General features: G+C 35.8%; 27 protein-coding genes and 2 pseudogenes. 1 reads left to right on the top strand and 28 read right to left on the bottom strand.

What is annotated here, in order from left to right; all coding sequences use genetic code 11:
• Positions 1 to 262: 262 nt before the first annotated feature.
• The 10 genes and pseudogenes from trpA to ACERII_RS02405 form a co-directional block, all read right to left on the bottom strand.
• Complete coding sequence (trpA, locus tag ACERII_RS02450) at positions 263 to 1,060, bottom strand: tryptophan synthase subunit alpha (RefSeq protein WP_373639841.1); 798 nt, start codon at positions 1,058 to 1,060, stop codon at positions 263 to 265.
• Positions 1,053 to 2,270: a tryptophan synthase subunit beta gene (gene trpB / locus ACERII_RS02445; RefSeq protein ID WP_373639925.1), complete on the bottom strand. Its 1,218-nt coding sequence runs from the start codon at positions 2,268 to 2,270 to the stop codon at positions 1,053 to 1,055. The genes trpA and trpB overlap by 8 nt, the downstream gene beginning before the upstream one ends.
• Positions 2,259 to 2,885 (bottom strand): annotated as a pseudogene (locus ACERII_RS02440) (phosphoribosylanthranilate isomerase); the annotation flags it as partial. The pseudogene ACERII_RS02440 and the gene trpB, both read right to left, overlap by 12 nt.
• Entirely contained in the window at positions 2,882 to 3,655 is a 774-nt protein-coding gene (gene trpC, locus ACERII_RS02435; RefSeq protein ID WP_373639840.1) for an indole-3-glycerol phosphate synthase TrpC, read from the bottom strand. The gene trpC and the pseudogene ACERII_RS02440, both read right to left, overlap by 4 nt.
• Positions 3,652 to 4,665, bottom strand: a complete 1,014-nt coding sequence (gene trpD / locus ACERII_RS02430) for an anthranilate phosphoribosyltransferase (protein WP_373639839.1) — start codon at positions 4,663 to 4,665, stop codon at positions 3,652 to 3,654. The genes trpC and trpD overlap by 4 nt, the downstream gene beginning before the upstream one ends.
• Entirely contained in the window at positions 4,662 to 6,176 is a 1,515-nt protein-coding gene (gene trpE / locus ACERII_RS02425) for an anthranilate synthase component I (RefSeq protein WP_373639838.1), read from the bottom strand. Before trpE ends, trpD begins: the two co-directional genes overlap by 4 nt.
• 266 nt (positions 6,177 to 6,442) lie before the next feature.
• Positions 6,443 to 6,826, bottom strand: coding sequence for a chorismate mutase (aroH, locus tag ACERII_RS02420; protein WP_373639837.1), 384 nt, complete (start codon positions 6,824 to 6,826; stop codon positions 6,443 to 6,445).
• Positions 6,827 to 6,828: 2 nt separating this feature from the next.
• Positions 6,829 to 7,911, bottom strand: coding sequence for a 3-dehydroquinate synthase (aroB, locus tag ACERII_RS02415; RefSeq protein ID WP_373639836.1), 1,083 nt, complete (start codon positions 7,909 to 7,911; stop codon positions 6,829 to 6,831).
• Positions 7,911 to 9,080, bottom strand: coding sequence for a chorismate synthase (gene aroC, locus ACERII_RS02410; protein ID WP_373639924.1), 1,170 nt, complete (start codon positions 9,078 to 9,080; stop codon positions 7,911 to 7,913). The genes aroB and aroC overlap by 1 nt, the downstream gene beginning before the upstream one ends.
• 176 nt (positions 9,081 to 9,256) lie before the next feature.
• Positions 9,257 to 10,030 carry a CheR family methyltransferase gene (locus ACERII_RS02405; RefSeq protein ID WP_373639835.1) on the bottom strand — a complete coding sequence of 258 codons (774 nt, stop codon included), beginning with the start codon at positions 10,028 to 10,030 and terminating at the stop codon, positions 9,257 to 9,259.
• Between the two features lie 296 nt (positions 10,031 to 10,326).
• Here ACERII_RS02405 and ACERII_RS02400 point away from each other — a divergent pair.
• Positions 10,327 to 10,530 (top strand): annotated as a pseudogene (locus tag ACERII_RS02400) (IS4 family transposase); the annotation flags it as partial.
• 535 nt (positions 10,531 to 11,065) lie between these two features.
• On the opposite strand, the gene ndk reads toward ACERII_RS02400, so the two are convergent.
• The 18 genes from ndk to ACERII_RS02310 form a co-directional block, all read right to left on the bottom strand.
• On the bottom strand, positions 11,066 to 11,512 hold the full coding sequence (gene ndk, locus ACERII_RS02395; protein WP_373639834.1) for a nucleoside-diphosphate kinase: 447 nt from the start codon (positions 11,510 to 11,512) through the stop codon (positions 11,066 to 11,068).
• Positions 11,513 to 11,633: 121 nt separating this feature from the next.
• Complete coding sequence (hepT, locus tag ACERII_RS02390; RefSeq protein ID WP_373639833.1) at positions 11,634 to 12,605, bottom strand: heptaprenyl diphosphate synthase component II; 972 nt, start codon at positions 12,603 to 12,605, stop codon at positions 11,634 to 11,636.
• A 15-nt stretch (positions 12,606 to 12,620) separates the two neighbouring features.
• A complete protein-coding gene (locus ACERII_RS02385; protein ID WP_373639832.1) occupies positions 12,621 to 13,478 on the bottom strand; it encodes a menaquinone biosynthesis protein in 858 nt (285 codons plus the stop codon).
• Positions 13,478 to 14,080, bottom strand: a complete 603-nt coding sequence (locus ACERII_RS02380; RefSeq protein ID WP_373639831.1) for a UbiX family flavin prenyltransferase — start codon at positions 14,078 to 14,080, stop codon at positions 13,478 to 13,480. Before ACERII_RS02380 ends, ACERII_RS02385 begins: the two co-directional genes overlap by 1 nt.
• Positions 14,071 to 14,937: a UbiA-like polyprenyltransferase gene (locus tag ACERII_RS02375; RefSeq protein WP_373639830.1), complete on the bottom strand. Its 867-nt coding sequence runs from the start codon at positions 14,935 to 14,937 to the stop codon at positions 14,071 to 14,073. Before ACERII_RS02375 ends, ACERII_RS02380 begins: the two co-directional genes overlap by 10 nt.
• A 38-nt stretch (positions 14,938 to 14,975) precedes the next feature.
• Positions 14,976 to 15,680 carry a demethylmenaquinone methyltransferase gene (locus ACERII_RS02370; RefSeq protein WP_373639829.1) on the bottom strand — a complete coding sequence of 235 codons (705 nt, stop codon included), beginning with the start codon at positions 15,678 to 15,680 and terminating at the stop codon, positions 14,976 to 14,978.
• Positions 15,681 to 15,684: 4 nt separating this feature from the next.
• On the bottom strand, positions 15,685 to 16,497 hold the full coding sequence (locus ACERII_RS02365) for a heptaprenyl diphosphate synthase component 1 (protein ID WP_373639828.1): 813 nt from the start codon (positions 16,495 to 16,497) through the stop codon (positions 15,685 to 15,687).
• A gap of 182 nt (positions 16,498 to 16,679) precedes the next feature.
• Positions 16,680 to 16,895 carry a trp RNA-binding attenuation protein MtrB gene (gene mtrB, locus ACERII_RS02360; protein WP_373639827.1) on the bottom strand — a complete coding sequence of 72 codons (216 nt, stop codon included), beginning with the start codon at positions 16,893 to 16,895 and terminating at the stop codon, positions 16,680 to 16,682.
• Between the two features lie 22 nt (positions 16,896 to 16,917).
• Positions 16,918 to 17,484 carry a GTP cyclohydrolase I FolE gene (gene folE, locus ACERII_RS02355; RefSeq protein ID WP_373639826.1) on the bottom strand — a complete coding sequence of 189 codons (567 nt, stop codon included), beginning with the start codon at positions 17,482 to 17,484 and terminating at the stop codon, positions 16,918 to 16,920.
• A gap of 286 nt (positions 17,485 to 17,770) precedes the next feature.
• Complete coding sequence (locus tag ACERII_RS02350; RefSeq protein WP_088075078.1) at positions 17,771 to 18,043, bottom strand: HU family DNA-binding protein; 273 nt, start codon at positions 18,041 to 18,043, stop codon at positions 17,771 to 17,773.
• A 647-nt stretch (positions 18,044 to 18,690) separates the two neighbouring features.
• Positions 18,691 to 20,169: a stage IV sporulation protein A gene (gene spoIVA, locus ACERII_RS02345; RefSeq protein ID WP_373639825.1), complete on the bottom strand. Its 1,479-nt coding sequence runs from the start codon at positions 20,167 to 20,169 to the stop codon at positions 18,691 to 18,693.
• Between the two features lie 391 nt (positions 20,170 to 20,560).
• A complete protein-coding gene (locus ACERII_RS02340; RefSeq protein ID WP_373639824.1) occupies positions 20,561 to 21,283 on the bottom strand; it encodes a hypothetical protein in 723 nt (240 codons plus the stop codon).
• A 20-nt stretch (positions 21,284 to 21,303) separates the two neighbouring features.
• Positions 21,304 to 21,507: a DUF2768 domain-containing protein gene (locus ACERII_RS02335; protein ID WP_373639823.1), complete on the bottom strand. Its 204-nt coding sequence runs from the start codon at positions 21,505 to 21,507 to the stop codon at positions 21,304 to 21,306.
• Between the two features lie 310 nt (positions 21,508 to 21,817).
• Complete coding sequence (locus ACERII_RS02330) at positions 21,818 to 22,081, bottom strand: stage VI sporulation protein F (protein ID WP_373639822.1); 264 nt, start codon at positions 22,079 to 22,081, stop codon at positions 21,818 to 21,820.
• Positions 22,082 to 22,175: 94 nt separating this feature from the next.
• On the bottom strand, positions 22,176 to 23,225 hold the full coding sequence (locus tag ACERII_RS02325) for an NAD(P)H-dependent glycerol-3-phosphate dehydrogenase (protein ID WP_373639821.1): 1,050 nt from the start codon (positions 23,223 to 23,225) through the stop codon (positions 22,176 to 22,178).
• Between the two features lie 62 nt (positions 23,226 to 23,287).
• Positions 23,288 to 23,899, bottom strand: coding sequence for a glycerol-3-phosphate 1-O-acyltransferase PlsY (gene plsY, locus ACERII_RS02320; protein ID WP_373639820.1), 612 nt, complete (start codon positions 23,897 to 23,899; stop codon positions 23,288 to 23,290).
• Between the two features lie 20 nt (positions 23,900 to 23,919).
• Positions 23,920 to 25,236 (bottom strand): ribosome biogenesis GTPase Der, encoded by a 1,317-nt coding sequence (gene der / locus ACERII_RS02315; protein ID WP_373639819.1) that lies wholly within the window; start codon positions 25,234 to 25,236, stop codon positions 23,920 to 23,922.
• A 151-nt stretch (positions 25,237 to 25,387) separates the two neighbouring features.
• Positions 25,388 to 26,017, bottom strand: coding sequence for a YphA family membrane protein (locus ACERII_RS02310; protein ID WP_373639818.1), 630 nt, complete (start codon positions 26,015 to 26,017; stop codon positions 25,388 to 25,390).
• Positions 26,018 to 26,095 lie beyond the last annotated feature (78 nt).

Raw genomic sequence — 26,095 nt, 5'->3', positions numbered from 1 at the left:
AAACTATCAAGTATTAACAACTTTGTTTGCTGGTATTCCATTCGCTTCAGGTCCACTCCTTCCTGTGGGGAGCTGGCAAGCCTCCTCGGGCGCAAGCGCACTGCGGGGTCTCGCCTCTGCTCTATTTCCCACTGGAATTCGTAGACCTGCGCTCATTCCATATAAAGTTGATGTTACTAAAGCATCTAATAACGTGTTTTCAACTTACTTGGTGCATCGTACGTAGCGAAGTGCTTGTTCTTTTGTTACTACTCTTATCCTATTACGAAATGAGCTCTAGGACAAATTCTTTTATTTCATTTATTGCATTTTCTTTTTCGTTTTCGTCTTGTAATGCTGAACTTCTCTCTCCTATATATTTCACAAGTGCACTTCCAACGATGACTCCGTCTGATACATCAGTAAAGAATTGGACATGTTCTTTTTTGGAAATACCAAAACCGACTAAGACTGGCACGGTCGTCAGGGCTTTCACATCTTTAATAGACTGCGATAGGTTTTCTGCAAAATTCTCTCTCGTTCCAGTGACACCTAAAGATGAAACGAAGTATAAGAACCCATCACTTTCTTTGGCAATTTTTTGCAAGCGAGATTCGGAATTTAATGTAACCAAGGATATAAGCGATTTACCATATTGTTTACATAACTGTTTCACTGTATTACTTTCCTCAATTGGCAGATCAGGAATAAGAATCCCATCTATATCCGCTTCATTCATTTTCGCTAAAATTACATCTTCTCCATGCGCTAACACAGGGTTGATATAAGTAAACAATATGACTGGAATTGTTAGACCACGATGTCTTGCTTCTTTAATACTATCTATTGCTACTATAATATTCATCCCTGCTGTCCTAGCTCGATCTCCAGCAGCTTGAATAACCGGTCCATCTGCTAAAGGATCACTAAATGGAACTCCCCACTCTAAAGCATCCACTCCCGCTTCCTGAAGAGTTAAGGCAATATCGATAGAGGATTCTGCTGATGGATCTCCCGCCATGATATATGGTACAAATCGACTCTTTTTTTTCAAAAATTCTTCTGCGTGTAATCTATTCATTTTTCTCTCCTCCAAATATCCCTTGGATCGTATGAACATCTTTGTCACCACGACCAGACAAACAAACGAGTATTGACTCCTTAGGAGTAAGTTGCTTCGCTCGTTTAAAAGCATGTGCTAATGCATGTGCTGATTCAATTGCAGGTAGAATACCTTCTAGTTCACATAACGTTTTTAATGCTTCTAACGCTTCTTTATCCGTAATTGACTCATATTGAACTCTACCAATGTCTCGTAGATGGGCATGTTCAGGTCCAATACCTGGATAATCTAGACCAGCAGAAATGGAGTATGGCTCAATGATATTACCATGTTCGTCCTGTAATAAGTAGGAAAGAGACCCATGAAGTACTCCTTTTACACCTTTTGTTAATGTTGCTGCATGCTCATCTGTATCCACACCTTTACCCGCTGCCTCAACGCCAGTTAATGTAACTGATTCTTCAATAAACGGGTAAAACATACCAATTGCATTACTACCACCACCAACACAAGCAATAACCTCGTCAGGAAGATTTCCAGTATAGGATAAAAATTGTTGTTTACTCTCTCTTCCTATCACAGATTGAAATTCTCGTACCATTTTTGGATATGGATGAGGTCCTACAGCTGATCCAATTAGATAAAATGTATCATTTACATGTGTTACCCAATGGCGTATCGCTTCATTTGTTGCGTCTTTCAGTGTACGTCCTCCACTTGTTACTTGAATTACTTCTGCTCCTAATAGTCTCATACGGAAGACATTTAATTCTTGACGCTTCATGTCCTCTTCACCCATAAACACTTTACAACTTAAGCCATATCGTGCCGCAACAGTAGCTGCTGCCACCCCATGCTGTCCTGCTCCTGTTTCAGCTATAATTTGGGTTTTTCCCATTCGTTTCGCTAGAAGTGCTTGAGCAATTGCATTATTTATCTTATGTGCGCCTGTATGGTTTAGGTCTTCGCGCTTTAAAAAGATTTGTGCCCCACCTAATGTATCTGAAAGTCTTGTAGCTTTTGTTAATGGTGTGGGTCTACCCGAATAACGCTCCCATTCTTCATGAAGCTCTTTATAAAAGCTTTCATCACCTTTTACTTGTTCAAATGCTTCCTCTAATTGCTCGAGCGCAAGCATTAATGTCTCAGGAACGTATTTCCCCCCAAAAGATCCGAATCTTCCTAATGCATCAGGAGCATCATATGTTTTCTTCACTTTCGTTACCATAGCCATCAACTTCCTCTCATCTTTTTGCTCATTCGTTTCAATACCAGATGATACATCGATTCCAAGGGGAGAAAATGATAACAACTCATCGATGTTTTCTACTTTTACACCACCTGCTATAAAACACAATACTTGTTGTTTTAACGCTTCATTTGTATAGAAAGGAATTGCCTCCCAATCAAAACGCGTTCCTGTTCCTCCCCATTCCTGCTCCGTTTTCGTATCGATGACATAACCATCAGCAATACCTTGGTATGCTACCATCTCGTATACACCGTAATGTTGATGGTGAATAGTTTTAAATACCTCACATGATACTTTTTCTTTCAGTTCTGCTAGCATACTAGGCGCTTCATTTCCATGGCATTGTATTACATTCAGTGAACAATCCTCAGAAATTTGTTTCATCTTTTCTATACTTTCGTTTACAAAGACACCTACAAGCTTTTGGTGCTGTTTACAAGGTTTGGCTTCCATCCATTGTTTTACTTGTAGTGGAGAAACTTCCCTTTTACTTGGTGCAAAAATGAATCCAATAAGGTCCACATTACTGTTAACAGCTTTACAATAATCCTCATAAGATCTCATACCACAAAATTTTAGCTTCGTATTCACGTTAATGCCTCCTGAAACCAGGATGAGATAACTCGATCTTTCTTTTCTTCTATCATAAAAGCTTCCCCTACTAGAAGACCATGAACATTGTTGTTTCTTAAGAAGTCAACATCCTCGCGTGTATGAATGCCGCTTTCACTAATGAATAAAATATCCTCAGGAATATATTTTCTCAGTCTTTGTGAAGTTTCTATTTTCGTCTCAAAAGTTTTTAGATCTCGATTATTTACACCTATGATTTTTGGGTTTGTCGAGGATAGTACCTTCTCAATTTCCATTTCATCATGAACTTCCACTAGTACATCTAATTGCAGTTCTTCCGCTAATTGCATATATTCTCTAAGCTGAGAAGAATCCAATATAGCAGCAATTAATAAAATAGCATCAGCGCCAATAGCTTTTGATTCATGAATTTGTTTTTCATCAATAATAAAATCCTTTCGTAAAACAGGTAAGGTAGTATGCTTTTTAATTTGTGTTAGATACTCCTTTTTCCCTTGAAAAAATTTTTCATCCGTTAGTACTGAAACAGCATCCATTTGCAGAGTTTCATATGATTTAGCTATTGCGAGAGGGTCAAAGTTTTCTACAAGTATCCCTTTCGAAGGACTTGCTTTTTTTACCTCAGCAATTATCGCTAAATCGCGTGTTGGGTTTGTTAACGCATGATAAAATGATCTTGAATCAAACTCACTCTCTTTATTTAGATTTGTTATATATGAAAGCTCCTTTTTTTTCTGAGCAACAATTGTATCTAAAATCGTAGTCATAGTAATACCTCTCTACTTCGTTGTTTTAACTTATATAACTGGTTTAATACCGTTTCTCCTAGAGCACCTTTAGCTATACTTACACCTTCTGTAATAGAAGCAGCATGCCCATAAACATACAATGCCGCACCAGCATTTAATAATAAAATGGATTCTGCGGCTTTAGGCCCCTTTTGACGAAAGATGGATTCAATCATCTCAGCGCTCTCTTTTGGTGACTGTACTAGAATCGACTGGATATCTTCTCTTTGCAAACCAACATCTTCCGGGGTAATAGTATATTCTAGTAATTCACCATTCTGTACTTCCATGACTGAGGTAGCTCCTGTAATAGTTACTTCGTCTAACCCATCGTCTCCTGTTACAAACAGCGCCCTCTCAATTCCTAACTCCATAGAAGCCAAAGCCATTTTCTTTCCTTGTTCTTTACTATAAACACCTATCAATCGCCTTGTTGCTCCTGCTGGATTCGTTAAAGGTCCTAATAAATTAAAGATTGTTTTCACTCCTAGTTGTTTTCGTGCTTTTCCTACATGTTTCATTGCCGAATGATAAATTGGTGCAAATAAGAAACAGAGATTATTCTCTTCTAATGATCGTAATGCTTCTTCCTTATTAGATTGAATAGGGATATCCAGGTATTCTAGTACATCAGCGCTTCCTGTCATCGAAGAGACACTTCGATTCCCATGCTTTGCTACAGGTATGCCGATGGAACTAAGTAAGATGGCAACAGCTGTAGAGATATTAAAGGTTCCTATACCATCTCCTCCTGTACCGCAAGTATCCAAAACAGAAAAAGTTGGCTCTATTTGTAGTGACGACTCTTTCATACCTTTTGCAAACCCTACAATTTCTTCAACCGTTTCTCCTCGAAACCTAAAAATAGTTAATATAGAGGCAATCTGTTCATCGGTTACCTCACCTTGTAACATTTGAAGCACTAATTCCTTGGCTTCTATTTCACTTAACGTATGGTTATTTAATAATTTTTCAATGGTAGCTTTCATTTAAGAGCAGCCTCCTTATGGTAACGTTGTTCTGCTACTTTAATTGCATAGATAAGAGCTCTTGCTTTATTTCTTGTTTCCTCCCACTCTAGTTCTGGTACAGAGTCATATACAACTCCAGCACCTGCTTGAACGGAAGCAACCCCATTCTTCAGAATGATTGTTCTGATTGCAATACAGGAGTCCACTGCACCGTTATATCCGCAATAAGCAATTGCACCTGCATATACGCCTCGACGGTCTTGTTCTAACTCTTGCAATATTTCGACAGCTCTTACCTTAGGTGCACCTGATACTGTACCAGCTGGATGAGAAGAAAATAGTGCTTCAAACGGATTTATGTCTTTTCTTAATTTGGCTTTTACTTTCGTTATTAAATGCATGACATGTGAGAAATACGTAACTGTCATCATATCATGTACAGTGACTGATCCAAATTCACTCACTCTACCGAGGTCATTTCTCGCAAGGTCTACAAGCATTAAATGCTCTGCACGCTCTTTTTCATCTTGAAGTAAATCATTTGCTAAATATTCATCTTCTTCCTTTGATTTCCCTCTGCGTCTTGTTCCTGCAATAGGATGAATTTCTAACTCTCCAGTTCTATCCACTTTTACAAGTCTCTCTGGAGAACTTCCTACAATTTCTTGATCCCCAAGACGTAAATAGTATAAGTATGGTGAAGGATTGACCTTTCTTAACACACGATACAACTCTAGTCCAGAAGACTTTACAGGTAGATCAAACCGTTGTGATAATACACCTTGAAAAATGTCTCCAGCTTCGATGTATGTTTTTAATTTTTTCACATCAGAAATAAAAGCATCTTTTTCATAATTAGACTGTACTCCTACAAAAACATCTTCTTCAATAGGGTCATTCACCGGTAAAATATGTGCATTCTCAGGAGGCATCCCTTCCTGTATCCTCTCGAGAAGTTTACTAACCTTTGTTTGACTATCTTGAAAACTACCTTTAATAGATTCCTTATCTACATTTTGATAGTGAATCAATGTTAGTTCTTCTCTTTGATGGTTAAATGCTAATACAGTTTCACAAAAAACGAGGTATACATCAGGTTCCCCTGTTGATTTACTCTTAATTTTCTTTTCATAAATAGAATAAGATTCAAAACTAAAGTAACCTACAGCCCCTCCAGGAAAAGGAAAATCCGGCCACACTGGAGCAATGTTTAAATAATCAATGCTATCCTTCCATACTTCTTGAAAGGAAGCTTTTTTTACCATAACATTCCCTGTTTTATCCTCTAATCTAAATTCTCCGTCTTTTTCTAATAAAAAATAACTGGGGGATAGCCCAATAAAAGAATAATTGGACCATGCAGAAACCGGATCTTTACTTTCTAAAATAAAGGCTGCTTCTTCATTAAATAATTGAAAGAGTTGAATTGGGGTTTTTGTATCTGCAACAATGGTTGTAGACACAGGTATCGTATGATACCTATTTGCATATTTTTCAAACGTTTGGAAACTAGTTTCAATCACTATCATCACCTCATAAGTTTTTGTTAGAGTGATTGATACGAGGAGGCTGTTTTGAAGGTTAATACTAAGCACATGCGATTTAACGCTTTAAACTGATAAACCGAAAGGTAAACAAAAACGTCTACCGTAGAGGGTAGACGTGTGGTATCGTCCATTAAATCTCTACTCAGCTCAACTCTACTATACTCAACTCAGCTCATCTAAATATCCTCAGCTCTAACTACTAATTTAAAATATTCACTCAACTATTCTAATCTCATCTTGTAGTCATACTAACGTGAATGGTTATCTTTTGTCAAGGATAAATCTGGTCTTAGTTTAACAGCATCCTCAAGATACACATGTTGGACCTCATATGGGTTCTTTGTTGTGTTAACTGTTGCCATCACTCTAATACATTTTTCCAAGCTATTTGGTACTGGAATTTCCAAAGCACACATAACAGGTACACGATCATAGCCACTAAGTTTTCGTAATCCAGCAGCGGGAAACGCTGCATTAAGATCATTCGTAACAGTTATTATCATATGGGAAATATCATCTGGATGATACTGATTTGCGGTTTGCATTTGTTCTACTAATCTCGCTGTCGCTGCTACGATTTCTTCACCATCATTTCCTTTTACAGTAATGGCCCCTCTTATTCCCCTAACCACGGTCAGTCCACCTCGCTTGATAATTGTTTTAATAGTTCTTCCTCACTTATTTCTACTAGCTGTGGATCACCAATATGTTTTAATAAAACAAAATGAATGGAACCATTGTAAGATTTTTTATCTATTTTCATACGTTCTATTAATTTTTCTTTTGAAATATGTTCAGGAATATTAATGTTATAACCTAAATTTTTTAAATATGTCATATGTGGTTCATAAGATAAAGTTTTGTTAAAATATGTTTCACTTAACGGTAATGCAAATGCCATTCCAACGACTACAGCCTCTCCATGTGTTACTACTCCATATCCTAGCTCTGCCTCAATTGCATGCCCTAACGTATGCCCAAAATTCAAGTAAGCTCGAATCCCTGACTCTCGCTCATCTTGTTCAACTATTGTCGCTTTGACTTGTATGGAACGAGCTAATAATTGAGTTAGAACTTCCAAATCCCAATCTTCCAACGTACGAATGTTGTCCGTAAGCCATTGTAAAAATGATTCATCCGCAATAAATCCGTGCTTAATTACTTCAGCAAAGCCTGATCGCCATTCATGTATTGGTAATGACAACAACATTTCTGGATCATATAGAACGAGGGAAGGCTGATGAAATGCCCCAATTAAGTTTTTCCCTAGAGGATGATTTATTCCTACCTTTCCACCTACACTACTATCGTGAGCAAGTAGTGTAGTAGGAATTTGTACAAATGGAATTCCCCTCATAAAGGTCGCTGCTACAAATCCAGCTAAATCTCCAATTACCCCTCCACCTAATGCAATAATCATAGATTTTCTATCTAATTTTGCTTGGAGTGCCTTTGTTAATAGTTCCTCGTATTGTCGAAATGATTTTGCTTTTTCTCCGTTCGGAACAATATGTGTTTCTACTTTACTGTCGTTAGGAAATGATCGTAATACCTCTTCTAAGTAAAGGGAAGCTACTTTATCATCTGTAATTATAAAGTAACTTGTTGGTTTCTTTGCTACATGTTTTTGAATGTAATTGTAAGCTTCCTTCCTACTCCCTTTCTCTATAACAATGGAATACGTCTGCTGGGAACTATTGACTCGTAACATTTTCATTAAAATTGTCTCGCTTTTTCATTGTAATCAGCAATACTTTGAGCAATATCCTCCATTGTATCAGAACCAAATTTTCCTAATAGTTCGTTAGCAAGTTCCCATGCAACTGCCGCCTCACATACAACTGCTGCCGCAGGTACTGCACAACTATCTGACCGTTCAATACTAGCAGAGAAAACCTCTTTTGTTTCAATATCCACACTTTGAAGAGGTTTATATAAAGTAGGTATGGGTTTCATCGCTCCGCGAACAACAACTGGCATTCCGTTTGTCATTCCTCCTTCAAATCCACCTAAGCGATTTGTTCTACGATAAAACCCTTTTTCTTCTGAATGTAATATTTCGTCATGTACTTGGCTTCCTAATAATCTTGCTGCTTCGAAACCAATCCCAATCTCTACTCCCTTAAACGCATTAATACTCATTACTGCTTGAGCAATTTTCCCATCAAGTTTACGGTCATATTGGACATAACTACCAAGACCAATTGGTAAATTCGTTGCAACAACTTCTACTATTCCTCCGATAGAATCTCCGTTTTCTTTTGCTTCATCGATAGCTCGCTTCATCTTTTCGCTAGCTGTTTCATCGACACAACGAACTTCTGATGCTTCAGAAAGCTCTTTTAACTCTTTTATAGTCGAAAAGTTCCCATCACTCTTTACATCACCAATCTCTAGCACGTGGCCACAAACCTCTATATCAAATGCTTCTAGAAGTACTTGAGCAACAGCACCTACAGCAACTCTTACCGTTGTTTCTCTTGCAGAAGACCGCTCTAATACATTTCTCATATCTCGATGACGATACTTTATCGCTCCATTAAGGTCAGCATGACCAGGACGAGGCTTTGTAAGTTTCCTTTTCACTTCTTTTTCTTCTTCGTCTGTGATAGGTGCTGCTCCCATAATTTTATCCCAGTGCTTCCAATCTTTATTTTCAACGATTAACGTAATTGGTGCCCCTGTAGTCTTGCCGTGTCTCACTCCACTAGTAATACGTACTCGGTCGGTCTCAATTTGCATCCTTCTTCCACGCCCATACCCTTTTTGTCGACGTTGAAGGTGCTCATTTATTTGTTCTGCCGTTATTGATAATTGACTTGGTACGCCTTCAATAATAGCTGTTAATTCTGGCCCATGTGATTCACCTGCTGTTAAAAATCTCATCATATCAACTTCCTTCTTTTCTTTATCGCTTAAAAGCGTTAAATTATGTTATTAACCATTGTCTTTTATTTTTCATTAATTTTCAAGACTTTTTCGATAATTTTTTCATATTATTTTATATTTATGATTATACGAGCCTGAATCATTTAAATTTGTTACTACTATTTGAGCTTGTCTTACTCTATTTTTCGATAGAAAAAGGTATCCTCTGTCACAAAATTATACTTCTGAGGATTATATATTTGTTCCGTACTTCCCACAAAAAGTACACCACCAGGTTTTAATGCATTATTAAATTTCATATATAATTGATCTTTTGCTTCTTCTGTAAAATAGATCATTACATTTCTACAAACAATTAGGTCAAATCCAGTATCATATGTTGTAGATAAAAGATTATGTTGTTTAAATTTAATTAGTTTCTTAAGATCATCTTGGACTTTATAACCTAATGCTTCTTTTGTGAAGTGCATACTTAATAGATTTTCTGGCACTTCTTTTATGGACCTTTCTGGATAAAAACCCATTCTAGCTCTATCCAATATAGTTGTATCTATATCCGTTGCTAATATGGAAATTTTATTTTTTGGTAAGAGATTATCCAACATGATAGCTAATGAGTATGGCTCTTCCCCCGTAGAGCAAGCCGCACTCCAAATTTTTAATGAAGATTGATGTTGTAATAATCTAGGTATTATTTTATTCTCTAAGACTTCCCATCTTTTAGGATTCCGAAAAAACTCTGAAACATTTATTGTCATTCTTTGAAGGAACTCTTCAAATAATAATTGATCCTTTTCCATAGCAAAATAATACTCTTCAAATGATGAAAAACCCCTTCTTTCACGAAGGGATGTCAGTCTTCTCTTCATTTGTGCTTCTTTATATAAAGATAAATCAATTCCAGTTTTATTATGTATTTTATCAATAAAGGTTAAATAATCTGACATAGTATTTTATCCCCACAATTCTTTTTCTTTCTTTGTACCATATTTCTTGTTTTGAATCTACTAGACCTTTCCACCGAAAAATATTTTAACAGTAATTCACCACTAGTGTTGCACGAATGAGATATCAATATTAAAAATACTCAAAAGGTTCAATTACTTAAATCCATGCATAAAAAAAGTCCTTTATAATTCAAAAAGGAATCGCCCTTGATTCGATTAGTATTTCTCAGCTCTCACGACGATTAAACGGTATGAATCCTGATTTATTCCAAATTCTTTTCCTTGAAGTCTATGATTTTAAACTAGCCGACGATACGACTGTTTTGTCCGACCAAATGGTTTTGATTGGCACCACTCAAAATTGTACAGAAAACTAATTTCGCCATCTGAAAGTACTTGATACAAAAGGGAATGAACTTCACTTAATCACCAACCGTTTTGATTTAAGTGCCGAAGAAATTTCAGAGATGTATAAATCAAGCTGGGCAATTGAGTTGTTTTCAAATCCCTCTGGCGCTTCTAAAATAACGAATATTAAATCCTAAGTGCATCATAATAATCACACGCCATTTCATCCGCTTCACTTCTTGCAGCCTTTGGTCTTCTGTAAAGTGTCCGAAGTATCCGTTGTAAAATCACAACAAGAAAAACGCATTACATTCGAAGGAAATTAGAATGTAATGCGTTATATGTAATACAAAAATACGCTAGGATAACCTATCAAGTATTGCTAACTTTGTTGAATTATATTACCCTTCACTTCAGCCCACTCGCTGCTGTCCTGTGGGAAGCTGGCAAGCCTCCTCCAATTGGCCTAAGAAGCAGCTCAAGTCCTGTAGGCAACGGCGCAATGTCACCATCCTGGTTCCCGCTCTGTGGGGTCTCGCCTTAGCTCTACTTCCCACTCCCACAGGAGTCTCGGGGCTTACGCTCATTTCAAAGCTGATGTTTCTGAAATTTTCTGATAAAGTATATTGATCCTTCATGATTAGTATTCCTTTTTCATGGAGGTCTCCTCGAAAAAATTAAACACTTTTATTGAACCCAAGTTGAAATTTCTTTTTTGTATGTTACTATTTCTTCTTCATTAAAGAAGAGATTTATTTCTCGTTCTGCACTTTCTGTAGAATCAGAACCGTGAATGATGTTCATAGACATTTTCACTCCAAAGTCACCACGAATTGTTCCTGGAGCAGCTTCTGTAGGATTAGTCTTCCCCATCATTTTTCTTGCTTCAGCAATAACATTTTCCCCCTCCCAAACCATTGCAAACACAGGACTAGAAGTAATAAACCCAACTAATTCTCCAAAGAAAGGCTTATCTCGATGCTCACCGTAATGAGTCTCTGCCAATTCCTTTGATATGGACAACATCTTTGCACCAACTAATGTAAACCCTTTCTTTTCAAAACGTGAAACAATTTCCCCAATTATATTACGCTGAACCCCATCTGGTTTTACCATTAAAAATGTTTGTTCCATGATAATCCTCCCAATGTATGTATATATGAAAAATGAACCTTTTTGATTATATCAAATATTCACTCAAATCACAAAGATAAAACAAAAAGACCTATTTTCAGTATAGGTCTTCCTCCATTATCTAAAACTTACGATCTCCAATATAATCGGCAATTTGCAACAATGCCCTTCTTGCTTGTATATCAGGTAGTTCGTCTAATGCTTTTCTTGCTTTTACTAAATATTTATCCGCTAATTCTTTCGAATAATCAATGGCACCAGATCCCTTGATTAATTCTATAGTTTCGTTTATTTCCAATTTATCTATAACGTTCTCATCTAAGTGATGGATAATTCTAGTTCGTAATATTTCATCGTGGCACATAGCATATAATGCTGGAACAGTTACATTCCCTTGAAGCAAATCACTTCCTGCAGGCTTACCTAATTCTTTTTCTGTACCAACAAAATCCAATATATCATCTGTGATTTGAAATGCCATTCCAACATAGTATCCAAACTTTGCTAACTGACCCTCATATTTGCGCGGAACATCTGCAACAATTGCCCCTAATTGACAACTAACAGCAATTAATAATGCCGTCTTCCTTTTAATTCTTCGAAAATAGACACGTAAATTTTGATTCCAGTTATATTGATCTCGTATTTGTTCTACTTCACCAATAACCATTTCAACCATTGCATCTGATAATATCTTGTGGACATTAGGATTGTGATAAAACGTAGCCATTTCTACAGCTTTTGCTAATATATAATCACCCGTATACATAGCAACTCGATTATCCCATCTCGATTTTACCGTCTTTTTACCTCTTCGAAGATCTGCATCATCAATTACATCATCATGAACTAGTGAGCCCATATGAATCATTTCTAGCGATACAGCAATATGCTTTATTTGGTCAATATGATAATTTCCAAATTGAGCGGAAAGGAGAACAAATACTGGTCTGATCCTTTTACCCCCAGCTTTTAATAAATGAGAAGATGCTTCCTGTAAAACTGGGTGATTTGCATCGATATTTTTTTCAATTTCTTTTTCTATTTTTCCTATATCTGATTTCAAATGCCAATAGATGTCTGTCAATTTCATCCCTATTCCACCTTACTATACAGAATAACAATGTTTCATGGGTTGCCATAACGATATTTCTTGAACAGGTTTTTTTAGTAGTTCCATCTCATATGCTAGCTGAAAGTAAAGTTCTAAACCTTCTATATGACGCCTCGTTAAATCATAATTTAATCCACTAAAATAGTGTTGCCAGAAGGCTTTCTTACCACCTAGCACGCTTTGTATGGATGTAATCATCTCGCTAAATTCATTTGCTACTGTTTTTTGCTTACTATGCTGAAACTGATTATATAATTCCTCTAATAGTAATGGCTGATAATCCCATGCATCTTTCCTGATTGCAAAAACAGCATATGTCATAGGATACCCAGTAAAATGTTCCCATAAAGCACCTAAATCATATTGATGAATATTATTGTTTTTTTGCCATGAGGTACGGATAGCGTCATCACCAATAAGTAGGCAAGCATCATGATGAGTTAACATTGTTGAAAAATCAGGGTCCATCACTTCATACTTTACATCTAAATCGTAGTATCTATTTAATAGAATTTTTAGTAAATTTACAGAGGTTGCAGAACTAGATGTAAGGGCTATGGACTTCTTATCGAGCTGTGTAATTGGTACCTTTGAAAATAAGAAAATAGAACCTACTTCCTTATGTGATGACACAGAAAAATTTGGAAAAATAACATAGTCCTTACTATGTTCTCCATAAGCAAAAGAGGAGATACCCCCAACATGAATAGTTCCCTTTGCCATGCCGTTATTAAGTTGAGATGGCACACTTGGGATAAACTGACACCCTTTGTTTACTAGTTTCTCTCGATTGATATAATAAAAGAAAGGTAATATGTTTGTATAGGATATTTCCCCGATAACAAGACTCACTAAGACTCCCCCCACCGTGTAAACAAGTTATGATCTACCCCTAATTGATCTAATACTTTTCCTACCACAAAGTTAATTAAATCGTCCATAGATGAAGGGTTATGATAAAAACCCGGCATCGCAGGTACTAGTTGTGCCCCTTGATCGCTAAGACGTTTCATATTTTCTAAATGTGTAGAATGAAGCGGTGTTTCTCTAGGTACAATAATTAATGGACGCCGTTCCTTCAACATTACATCTGCCGTACGTTCTAATAAATTACTTGAAATTCCATGTGCGATTTTCGCTAACGTCCCCATAGAACATGGGATGATTATCATCCCACTATTTTTTGCTGAACCACTTGCAATTGGTGCGGAAAATTCATATTGCGTATGATAATATAAGTTGTTATGGTTACCAAATAATTCATTCAGACATCGATCTTTATCTTCCGTATTTACGTGTAATTCATAATGGAACACTTGCCAAGCAGCTTCTGTTAAAAGGAGATGAACTTGGTGGTTTTGTTTTAGTAAAGCTTGTACAAGACGAATCCCGTAAATTGCCCCACTTGCACCTGTAATTCCAACAGCATACACCTTTGGTTCTTTTACATCCATAAAAGCAAATCTCCAATCGTGAACACAAGCATTACAACACTTATGATCCCATTCATCGTAAAAAATGCTACATTCACTTTCGATAAGTCTTTTGGGGATACTAATGAATGTTCATAAATCATAATTCCCCCAACAATAAGAATACCAATTAAATATATCCAACTTAAAGGAGTAATAAAGAATAATGTTATCATTGCAATAAAGCTAAAAATATGGAAACCTCTAGCAATAAATAATGCTTTTGCTATACCAAATCGACTTGGGATTGAATGGAGTTTAACATCACGGTCATAATCTGCATCTTGCGTGGCATAAATAACGTCAAAACCAGCAGTCCATAATGCAACAGCAAGGAACAACACGATAGCCTCCCAAGTTAAAGTACCTGTGGCACCTACCCAACCGCCAAGTGGAGCTATACCTATTGTAATTCCTAAAAATACATGGCAAGCCCATGTAAAACGTTTCGTATAAGAATAAAAGAATAAAAAGAAAACTGCAATCGGTAATAAATATACAGCTAACATATTTAATTGATATGCAGAAAAGAATAATAGTGCAAATGAAAATAGAATAAATACCATTGTTTCCATTTTTGAAATTAGTCCTGCTGGAATTGCCCTATCTGCAGTTCGAGGATTATTTCCATCAATTTTTGCATCAATTAATCGATTAAGAGACATTGCAGCACTTCTCGCCCCAACCATAGCTAGTGTAATCCATATCCACTCACTTACAGATGGCCATCCCCCATTTATTAATAAACTACCTAGTACTGCACCTAAAAATGCAAAAGGGAGTGCAAAAATTGTGTGTTCAAACTTAATCATTTCGAGAATTATTTTTAATTTTTTCATTTTGTATCCTCACTTAATTAGTACTGTAGCTCATGCTTTTACACTTTTTTTGCAAAATGTGAAGCTGCAACTCCACCTGAATATGATCTATAATCCACTTCAGAAAAACCAGCTTCATGAAACATTTTTTTTAACTCTTTTTTATTTGGAAATGATTTTGTAGATTCTTGAAGCCACGAGTATTCGTCATAACTTTTCGCAAAAATTTTTCCAAACAATGGCATCATGTATTTAAAATATATCCAATATATCTGCTTAAAACCAAATAAAGTTGGTTGTGACGTTTCTAAACAGACAACTAGCCCACCCGGTTTAATAACCCGTTGCATTTCCTCTAATGCTGTCAAATAGTTCGGAACGTTTCGAAGGCCAAATCCAATTGTTACATAGTCAAACATATTATCTTCAAACGGTAAGTCCATAGCATTCCCATGAATTAATTCTACTTGGGAAAGATTAAGTTCCTTCACTTTCTTATGGCCAACTGATAACATATTTTTACTAAAATCTAGACCGTATACTTTGCCATTATTTCCAACTGAGTTTGCAAGCGCTATCGTCCAATCTGCCGTTCCACAACATACGTCTAATGCAACAGCCCCCTCTTTAACCTGCATCTTTTTCATTGTATCTTTTCTCCATGCAAGGTGTCGTTGGAAACTAATAATAGAATTCATTTTATCATAATTACTATAGATAGATTCAAATACTTGATGTACGCGTTCTTCTTTTGACTGAGACATATCATTATCCTTCCTTCATCACCCATTGTTCATCATACTGGTTTTCTTTTATCAAATCCGTTATTCTTTTTTGGAAAAATGTACCGATGGGCGCCCATTCTTGTGAAAGGCTTATCAACTTTTCTTTCGTTGTTTCAATATATAGATCAAATTGATTTACGATTTTATCATGTTCAACGGTCGAGTCTTCCCTTACGATATCATTTACGATAAATTCCGTAATATATCCTTTGACACCAGCATGAATCCACATGAACCTTTCTTTTAATAAGCGTTTCAAAAAGAAAAATTCATCGATAATTAGCTTCCATTCCTTTAATTGGAACAAATTTGCGATGTTTAGTAAAAGCGACGAATCGATAATACGAATATCATTTAGATAGTTACTCGGTTGTTTTTTCTTCACATATACATTCATTTTTGACTCATTTATTTCTTGAATTGACTTAGCTAGGACCTGCATTAATGATACGTCGTTTGCCTTTGAAAGAAAATAATAATACAAACTACTATAATAATCTCCAGCCAACACAGTTAATTGTCTTTTCTTTTTCATAGAATCTTTGGATAAGTTTTTTATGGATACTTGTTCATGAGTATCTAGAGCAGATTGAACGAGTATCGTTGTTAAAATACAATGGTTTATATAAGTAATATCTAAATCCTTATCTTTTAACATGAGGTAAAGTAACATCACTTGATCCTCGTCCACGTTAGGAGTATCTAAATACTTTTGCAGATATGGGTGTTTTACTTTTTTATAAAAGATATCCATAATTTTGTTTACTTCATCGTTGTGAAAATATGTAGAAGTCATTCAATGGTCCCCCAACACTAAAGTCTCATATCATCATAACACACTTGCAAGATGGAATAATACACATCTAGTATACCACAATTGCTTTATGCAGATAAGGTAATGATTTCCGAATAGCTTATGTAGAATAGCTCGCTGCCATACAGTTCCAAAAAAATAAAAGCGGTCAATAAACCGCTTTTTTACTCGTTATTCATTTCCCCATGAGCAGTTTGAACGATTGCTTTACCCCTTATTTTTATAGCAGATGTATGTTCTGTAAATTGAGCAATCATAATTTCGTTTTTATCAAGCTTCTCAGAATGATGGAATCTTGTATCAGAACCTCTTGTTAAACCTATTACATTTACTCCATCTTCTTTCGCTTTAATGACAATATAATCATTGTTTTGCGCCATGGACGTCTCTCCTTTGGTTTATTTACCCTTTTATTAAAGTTAGAACTTCTGATCTAGCTGCCGCACTTTTCTCAAAAGCACCTCGTACAGCTGAAGTTACTGTTTGAGATCCTGGTTTTTTCACACCCCGCATTGTCATACACATGTGTTCTGCCTCAACAACAACAATAACACCTAACGGTTCCAGTGTTTCTAATATAGAATCGGCAATAGTGGAAGTGATTCTTTCTTGTAATTGTGGTCTTCGAGTAACCGCTTCAACAGCCCTAGCTAATTTACTTAAACCAGTTACTTTTCCACCCCTTGGTATGTATCCAATATGTGCTTTACCGAAAAAAGGAACAAGGTGATGTTCGCACATAGAATAAAACGGAATATCCTTTACTAAAACTAACTCTTCGTGATCTTCTCCAAAAACAGTCATAAAATGTTCTTTAGGATCTTGATTAATTCCTTGGAAAACTTCTGCGTACATTCGCGCTACTCGACTAGGTGTATCAAGTAACCCCTCACGGTTCGGATCCTCACCAATTGCCTCTAAAATCATTGTTACTGCTTGTTCAATTTTTTTATGATCAACGTTACTCATTTACAATTTCCTCCGTTTAGTAGAAAAGTTATTATTCCTGTATGTCATCTCTATAAAGATTCAAAACACTACTATAGAAATTCATTTTGATAAAATTCTAGCACATTCTACGCACATATTACAAGCAACGGGGCTTTACTGTTATAAAATTTGAAAGGAATACGAAGACCGCTCAGCTATAGTTGTTTAGCCAAATATTTATTAACTTTATTCAACAGAAGAAAAAGAGAACCACACGTAATGCATGGTTCTCTTTCTATCTTCTATAAATGCCCTATATGTAAAATTACTTCACAGCGTCTTTAAGGGCTTTACCAGGCTTAAATGCTGGTACATTGCTTGCAGGGATTTCAATTTCTTCTCCAGTTTGTGGGTTACGACCTTTACGGGCAGCACGCTCACGAACTTCAAAGTTACCGAAACCAATCAATTGTACTTTTTCTCCTTTTTGAAGAGAACCAGTGATGACGTCAAAGACTGCATCAACAGCGCTAGTAGCATCTTTCTTGGAAAGATCCGTTTTTTCAGCAACCGCATTGATAAGTTCTGTCTTATTCATACCATTCACCTCCTCCCATTAATTTATGTCCTGTTATTCCCTTTGTTTCACATTCATACGATTTTTATACCCGTTTCCCTTGAATTCATGGGATAACAAGGCTAATCTTAAACGATTCAAGCAAATAATTCAACAATTTTTGCGGAATTCCTTGTAAATTAATTAATTTAACACTTAAATTACCAATATATGTATAATTTTATACCATTTATTACTAAAATTATACACATGAAACTTATGGAAATATTGAAAATACTTCATTTTTCATGTTTTTATAAGTTAAATAGTTTGTCAAAAAATACTGCAGTATTTTGTTGTATTCTGTATTTATAACATCTATATTTACAGAATAAATTATAGACATCTCTGAAAATCTTGAGGATGATTTTTCATAATTCAATGTCCTAATTTTTGACTAACATGGATCTTCCCTGAAAATACTCGTATCAATAAGCAGTTAAACTATCTAGTTTTATTAACTTTGTTGTATTGTATTCCATTCACTACTCCTCACTCCCTTTGCTGCAGGGAATTACCGAGCTACCTTCGAGTGCAAACGCCCTTCACAAAGGTAAGGATTGAATTCCTCATAGTTTCAAGCTTCGTTGTTCCTTCTTAAACAAAAAAAAACCCTCCAATAAGGAGAGTTATAAAATGATTGCTATTAGTCCACCAGAGCCCTCATTAATAATTCGCTCTAACGTTTCTTTTAATTTATATCTAGCATTTTCAGGCATTAATGATAACTTCGCTGAAATTCCCTCACGAACGATAGAATTAAGTGAGCGTCCAAAAATATCAGAGTTCCAAATAGAAAGTGGGTTTTCTTCAAAATCTTGCATCAAGTATCGTACTAATTCTTCACTTTGCTTCTCGGTACCGATAATTGGGGCAAATTCAGATTCCACATCAACTTTGATCATATGAATAGATGGTGCCACTGCTTTCAGTCGTACACCAAATCTTGATCCTTGACGGATAATTTCAGGCTCATCTAAGCTCATATCCTCTACAGACGGTGCCGCAATACCATATCCCGTTTGTTTCACCATCTTTAATGCTTCAGACACTTGATCGTATTCAGCTTTGGCATAAGCAAAGTCTTGCATTAATTCGAGTAGATGATCTTTCCCTCTTATCTCAACTCCTACTACCTCTTTTAAGATTTCATCATATAATTCATCGGGAGCATGCAGGTCTATTTCAGCAACACCTTGCCCCATCTCAATCCCTGCTAAGCTTGCTTGTGCTATAAACTCATACTCAAAGAAATGGCCAACTACTCTATCTACATCGCGTAACCGTTTTATATCCTTTACTGTCTCACGAACTGCAACCTCGTAATTTTCTCTTAACCAATGATCTTCTTTTAAAACCATCACCCAGCTTGGTAAGTTAACATTTACTTCATGGACAGGGAATTCGAATAGTACTTCTTTTAATACAAGATTTATCTCTTGTTCTCCCATACCCTCAATGTTCATCGCAATGGCTGGAACATCATGTTTATCATGAATGTCTTGTCTTAATTGCTCTGTATCAGGATGTTGTGGATGGACACTATTTACAATAACAATAAACGGTTTACCCACTTCTTTTAACTCTTCAATAACTCTTTCTTCTGATTCTACATAATCTTGTCTCTCAATTTCCCCGATAGAACCATCCGTGGTTACTACGACTCCTAAAGTAGAATGCTCTTGAATCACTTTTCGTGTACCAATTTCGGCAGCTTCATGAAATGGAATAGGATCCTCGTACCAAGGAGTATTAATCATTCTTGGACCATTCTCGTCTTCATACCCTCTAGCTCCAGGAACAGCATAGCCCACACTATCTACAACCCGTACGTTAACGTCTAAGCCTTCATCCACATGAATGGAAACAGCTTGATTTGGTACAAACTTAGGCTCTGTAGTCATGATTTGTTTTCCAGCTGCACTTTGTGGTAGTTCATCTTGCGCTCTTGCGCGGTCAGCTTCGTTTTCGATATTCGGAATTACTGCTAACTCCATAAATTTCTTAATAAATGTTGACTTTCCAGTTCTTACTGATCCCACTACACCAAGATAAATGTCACCACCAGTACGCTCCGCAATATCTTTAAAAATATCAATTTTCTCCACAAAATCCCCTCCCGATCAATTTCAAAATAAGTTATACAAAACATCCTTGTACGCTACAATAGAAAGACAGTATATATTTATGATGTTGTCCAATAAATATGACAAGGTATTTTCATTTCATTTTTCCTACGACCTTCAATTTTACTTATTTGCTTATTAATTGTTGGTATCATTACCACATCCTCTAAAGTTATCTAGCTTTTTCATTTGGCTAGAAGGGGGAAATATAATCTACAAAACTAAAAAAGCCTCCCATTCTCTTGTTATATATATTGAGAAGGAAGACACTTTAGAACAATCTATTAATTTTTTATTTGAGCTATTAACCATTATTTTTTGAAATAGTGATAATCACTTTTCGATTTTATATCTATTAAATCTTATACCTAACTTATTTATTTTCTGTAAATACAATTTCATGTTCGTTGTTCATTATCTGTGGTAATGAATAAACTGGTACAAAAGGAGAATTGTTAACTAGAAGCCACCGGAGATCATCTCCTTCTTCAAAACCATCCATACCATATTCCTCAATATAATGTTTAATATCTAAAGAATAATCAATCACTATTTCACCATTAGATTGCATAAGCAATGGTAATCGATGATTTGGATGAAAAGGGCTATTGACAGTAGGCTCCTCTGAGTAATTCAAAGCTTCGTAATCGAGTCTTAACAGTTCGTATCCTACTAACTCAGCTATGGGTGCAAAACGATGTTCACGACGGTAGAGAGTGATTCTGCGATTTAATTCCTGTATCTCTCTAATCGTTGTTATATCGATCAACTTTACTTCCGCCAATTCTTCTGGGTTAACAAGTACATATTGAAAAGTACCACCATTTTCAAATGAATTCCCTGGTGCACTTTGTAGATATCTTGGAACTAACTTAGCGAAATCAATTGGATATTTCCTAAATATAGGTGTATCTGCTTCTCTTGTTTTAATTGGTAGAACACCTTGATCTTGACGAAATTGATTCACCGCTGATTGTACAGATTGGATTTGATCAGCATAAGGAACTCTATTCTTCATTCTCTGTTCATCGGGATATAGACAACCTGTTAATAGTAAAATACCTATACTTAATACTGAAAGAATTACGTACTTCATATCTTGTCCACCTTAAAAACTTATTCTGGAGTAGGTCCTGCAAAAACTGTAAAAAAGACTATAATGCCTGAAACAACAATACATATAAAACATAACGTTAATAACAAATACCTAAAGAAACCGCGTAGCTTCTCTTTTGTAAAAATAGTTACTATTACTGAAAAAAACATTAAACCCATTGCAATAAAAGAAATCCACATATTTATCATTGGATCATTAGTCACTTTGTCACCCCACTTACTATGTACGCCAGATAATAAATTACCGCATCATTATAGCATAAACTTTTATTACATGTATATTTAATGACTCTCCATAAATATAGATCAAATTTAAGAATAGAAAAAAAGGTAACGTATGATAAATTTAGTCAAACTCTTTTATCATACTAACAAAAATAAAAGGTTGAAGAAAAGGGGCAACTTTCTTCAACCCGAACTAAATACTACCCTTAGAGAAACAACCCTTATTTTATTACCATTCCGTTTTAGTATATGCTTGAGAAAAGGGGTTCGATGAGAACATCTGCCCAAATTATTTGTTTTGATTAAACATTTTTGCCAAGCTACCGAAATCCATAGGTACGTTATTAGAAGTAATTGCTTTCACTAGTTCATCTTCTTTTTCTTTCGATACAGGAACATTCGCTAATTTTGCTACCTGATGAATTAAGTCACGAACATTCTCTTCACTTTTCAGATCCGTTGAACTCACTGAATTAGCTAGTTTAAATAAGTCTTGTTGATTCACATTCGTTTTCTTGGTCACCTGCTCAAAAATATTATTTTTCTCGTCCAAAATTAAGCCCTCCTCATGCAAGATGTCAAGATATCATATGCATGACTTAGGATCATGTGAATAAAACCTTCAAAAATAATATATGTTTTTCTTATTATGGTTCCAGGTGATTTAACGGATCTTTTCCACCTAATTTCAGGTCCTCTACCTCATGTTTCTTCACTCGCCCCATTAGCTCTGAAACCGCTGCATCTGCAGCTTTATTGTTAAACAAAACTTCATACAAAACATTTGTGATTGGCATTTCTACGTTCATTTCTTCTGCTAATTGATAAGCCGCTTTGGTTGTAAGTATCCCTTCAACAGCCATGTCCATCTCTTCAAGTACTTCCTCTACAGTTTTTCCTTTTCCTATCATATTTCCTGCTCGCCAATTACGACTATGTACGCTTGTGCACGTTACGATAAGGTCACCTAATCCTGAGAGTCCAGCAAACGTAAGAGGATTTGCTCCTAGCTTCATTCCTAATCTTGCAATTTCAGCCAATCCCCTGGTCATAAGTGCAGCTTTGGCGTTGTCTCCGAATCCTAGGCCATTTGTCATTCCAGCACAAATAGCAATGATATTTTTTAACGCCCCACCAATTTCAACACCAATTAAGTCAGGATTTGTATATACACGAAAATGTTGATTCATAAATAAGTCTTGAACATATGTTGCTGCATCCATATCAAGGGAAGAGCTAGTTACTGTAGTTGGTTGTCGTAAACACACTTCCTCCGCGTGACTTGGACCTGAAAGAACCACAACAGCTTGTCTTAGTGCTTCAGGAATTTCTTCTTCTATAATTTCCGATATTCGCAAATGGCTTCCCGGCTCTACACCTTTGCTAGCATGAGCAATGATCGGTTTATTCTTTAACAATTTCTTTACTTCCTTTAAAACTTCTCTCATTGCGGCAGTAGGTACTACAAATATAACCGTGTCTGCACCTTCTAGTACTTCCTCTAAGTTAGTACTAGCAGAGATATTAGTAGGTAATTTGATATTTGGAAGATACCTGCTGTTTTCATGCTTGTTATTAATTTCATTCACTTGTTTCTCAAAGCGCCCCCACAAAGATACCTGATGCCCATTATCCGCAAGAACAATGGATAATGCCGTTCCCCAACTCCCTGCACCTAACACTGCAATTCTAGCCATGAAAAATTCCCCCTTAATTTTAGAAGAACAAAATTGTATAATAGCGGATTATTCATTCCTTGTTATTTAGTTACTGCTTTTTCTCCAAGCTTACTTTCATTACCTTTAAGTAATCGTTGTATATTTGTACGGTGACGCCAAACAGATAAGATTGCTATTGCTATTAAGAAAATGAAAAGATATATAGGATAATTAAAATAAGAACCAAAAATAGCTGTAATTAAGGTTGTTCCAATAATAAAGATTAGAGATCCTAAGGAAACATAACGGGTAACCACAATGAATGCTATTGCTATTATCCCTGAAATAAGCGCAGCATAAAAAGCCAGTATTGCTAATACACCAACGGTTGTAGCTACACCTTTCCCTCCACGAAAACCATAGTAGATTGGCCAATTATGACCTATGATAGAGGCTAGCCCACTTGCAGCAGCAATGTAAGGATCTCCTGTTAAGACAGACCCTAAAATAACTGCAACAATTCCCTTAGCACAATCCAATAAAAGAACAATGATAGCAGGACCAACCCCAAGTACTCTGAGCGTATTAGTTGCTCCTGCATTTCCACTACCATGTTGACGTATGTCAACCTTTTTAATTTTCTTTGCAATGATATAACTAAAACTGATTGAACCCAACAAATATGAAATGATAATGGAGAATATTGCTATCATTCTAAACCTCCTAAAATATATTATTCACTTTTTTTCCTTGCAATAATATGGATAGGTGTACCTGTAAAATCAAATGTATCCCTAATTTTATTTTCTAAATATCTCTTATAAGAAAAATGAAGTAACTCTGGATCATTTACAAATAATACAAAAGTTGGAGGTGCTACTGATACTTGTGTTGCATAACTAATACGTAGTCGTTTCCCACCATGATCAGTCGGGGTAGGATTCATAGCAACAGCATCTACAATCACATCATTTAAAACGTGTGTTTGAACACGCATTGTATGATTTTCACTAACTGTATTAATTACCGGTAGTAAATGTTGCATTCTTCGTTTTGTTTTTGCTGAAAGGAAAACGATCGGAGCATAGCTTAAATATAAAAATTCTTCTCGTAACTTTTGCTCAAACTTTTGCATCGTTTTATCGTCTTTCTCTATTACATCCCATTTATTCACAACTATTATTACAGCCCTACCTGCCTCATGAGCATAACCAGCAATTTTCTTATCTTGTTCAATCATTCCTTCTTCTGCGTTAATTACCATTAAAACTACATCCGATCTTTCAATGGCCCGTAATGCTCGAAGTACCGAATATTTTTCCGTACTTTCGTACACTTTTCCTTTTTTGCGCATCCCTGCAGTATCAATAACCACATAATCTTGTCCATCTTTTGTAAAGGGCGTATCAATCGCGTCCCGTGTAGTACCAGGGATATCACTAACAATTACTCTCTCTTCCCCTAATATTGCATTAACAAGCGAGGATTTTCCTACATTCGGTCTTCCTATTAAGCTAAATTTTATGGTGTCATCATCATAAAGTTCTTCTTGCTCTACTGGAAAACTTTCCACCACTTTGTCTAGTAAATCCCCTAACCCTATTCCATGTGAACCTGATATTGGATATGGATCACCAATACCTAAACTATAGAATTCATAAAGCTTTTCATGCATGGAAGGGTCATCCATTTTATTAACACCTAAAACTATTGGTTTCTTTGAACGGAATAGAAGTTGTGCAACTTCTTCATCTGCTGCAGTAACTCCCTCTCTTCCATTAACAACAAAACAAATGACATCCGCTTCCTCAATTGCCAGTTCAGCTTGATACCGCATTTGTACCATTAACGGCTCTTCATTTATTTCTATTCCACCAGTATCGATAATATTAAATTCTTTGTTTAACCACTCTCCAGAACTATAGATTCGATCTCGTGTTACTCCTGGTTTATCTTCTACAATAGCAATACGTTCTCCTACTATTCGATTAAAAATAGTGGACTTCCCGACATTTGGTCTTCCTACTATTGCTAATATGGGTTTTGGCACGTTCATTCCTCACTTTCAACAAAATGTTCTACATAATTATTGTGCTCATTATCATAATGAAAATCCTTTCCAGACTACATTTGGAAAGGATGCTACAACATTATATCAAAATGTGTTCAGCTTCGACAAATAAATCTTGGAATATTTCCCCTCAAACATTTACTTTACCAGGACTATGTTGCGGTCCAAGTTTTCCGTTAATCCATTTTTTCTTAATAAATTCAACAAAATTTTCAATAAGATTCCAACAAAGTACTAAAAATAATGACATTCCAAGCATATCTAAAACTATATAATCTCCATAAATAAATGTACTAAACGACGGGTGTGACTGGTGCCATAGTAAAACCACAAGCAATCCTTCTCCTTGTACAAAACCTGAAACTAATATAGCGACACGCTTTTTCTGATTCTTCATAAAGACGATATTTGAAAATAACGTTAAAAATGACACCATAATTAATGGGGAAACATATAACCACACAGGCTCGAAAAAAATAAAATAGTTAACCATTAAAAATACGGCAGCGGTAAGGGTAGAAAGAATGTAAGCATAAAAAATATTTTTCATGTCCAAACGCGCAATATATGTAAATGATATTATTGCAAAAATAATTAATGGCATTCTAAGGGATATCGTTAAAAACGGAATCACAATAGAAGATGTACTAATTATAAGTAAGCAAGTTACAATCCACTTTTGCTTTCGTGACGATTCATCAAAAAACTGAATAGCAATAACCACCAACCACATTGCCCAAAAAAACCAAAATCCATCCATAAAACTTCCTCCTCTCTTCTATACATATTCGTCAACAAAGTAGGTAAAATATACATAATTGTTTGAAAAAAGGGGGGA

The sequence above is a fragment of the Evansella sp. AB-rgal1 genome, assembly GCF_041820985.1.
GTDB lineage: Bacteria > Bacillota > Bacilli > Bacillales > Salisediminibacteriaceae > Evansella.
This window is presented reverse-complemented; position numbering and strand designations above follow the sequence as displayed.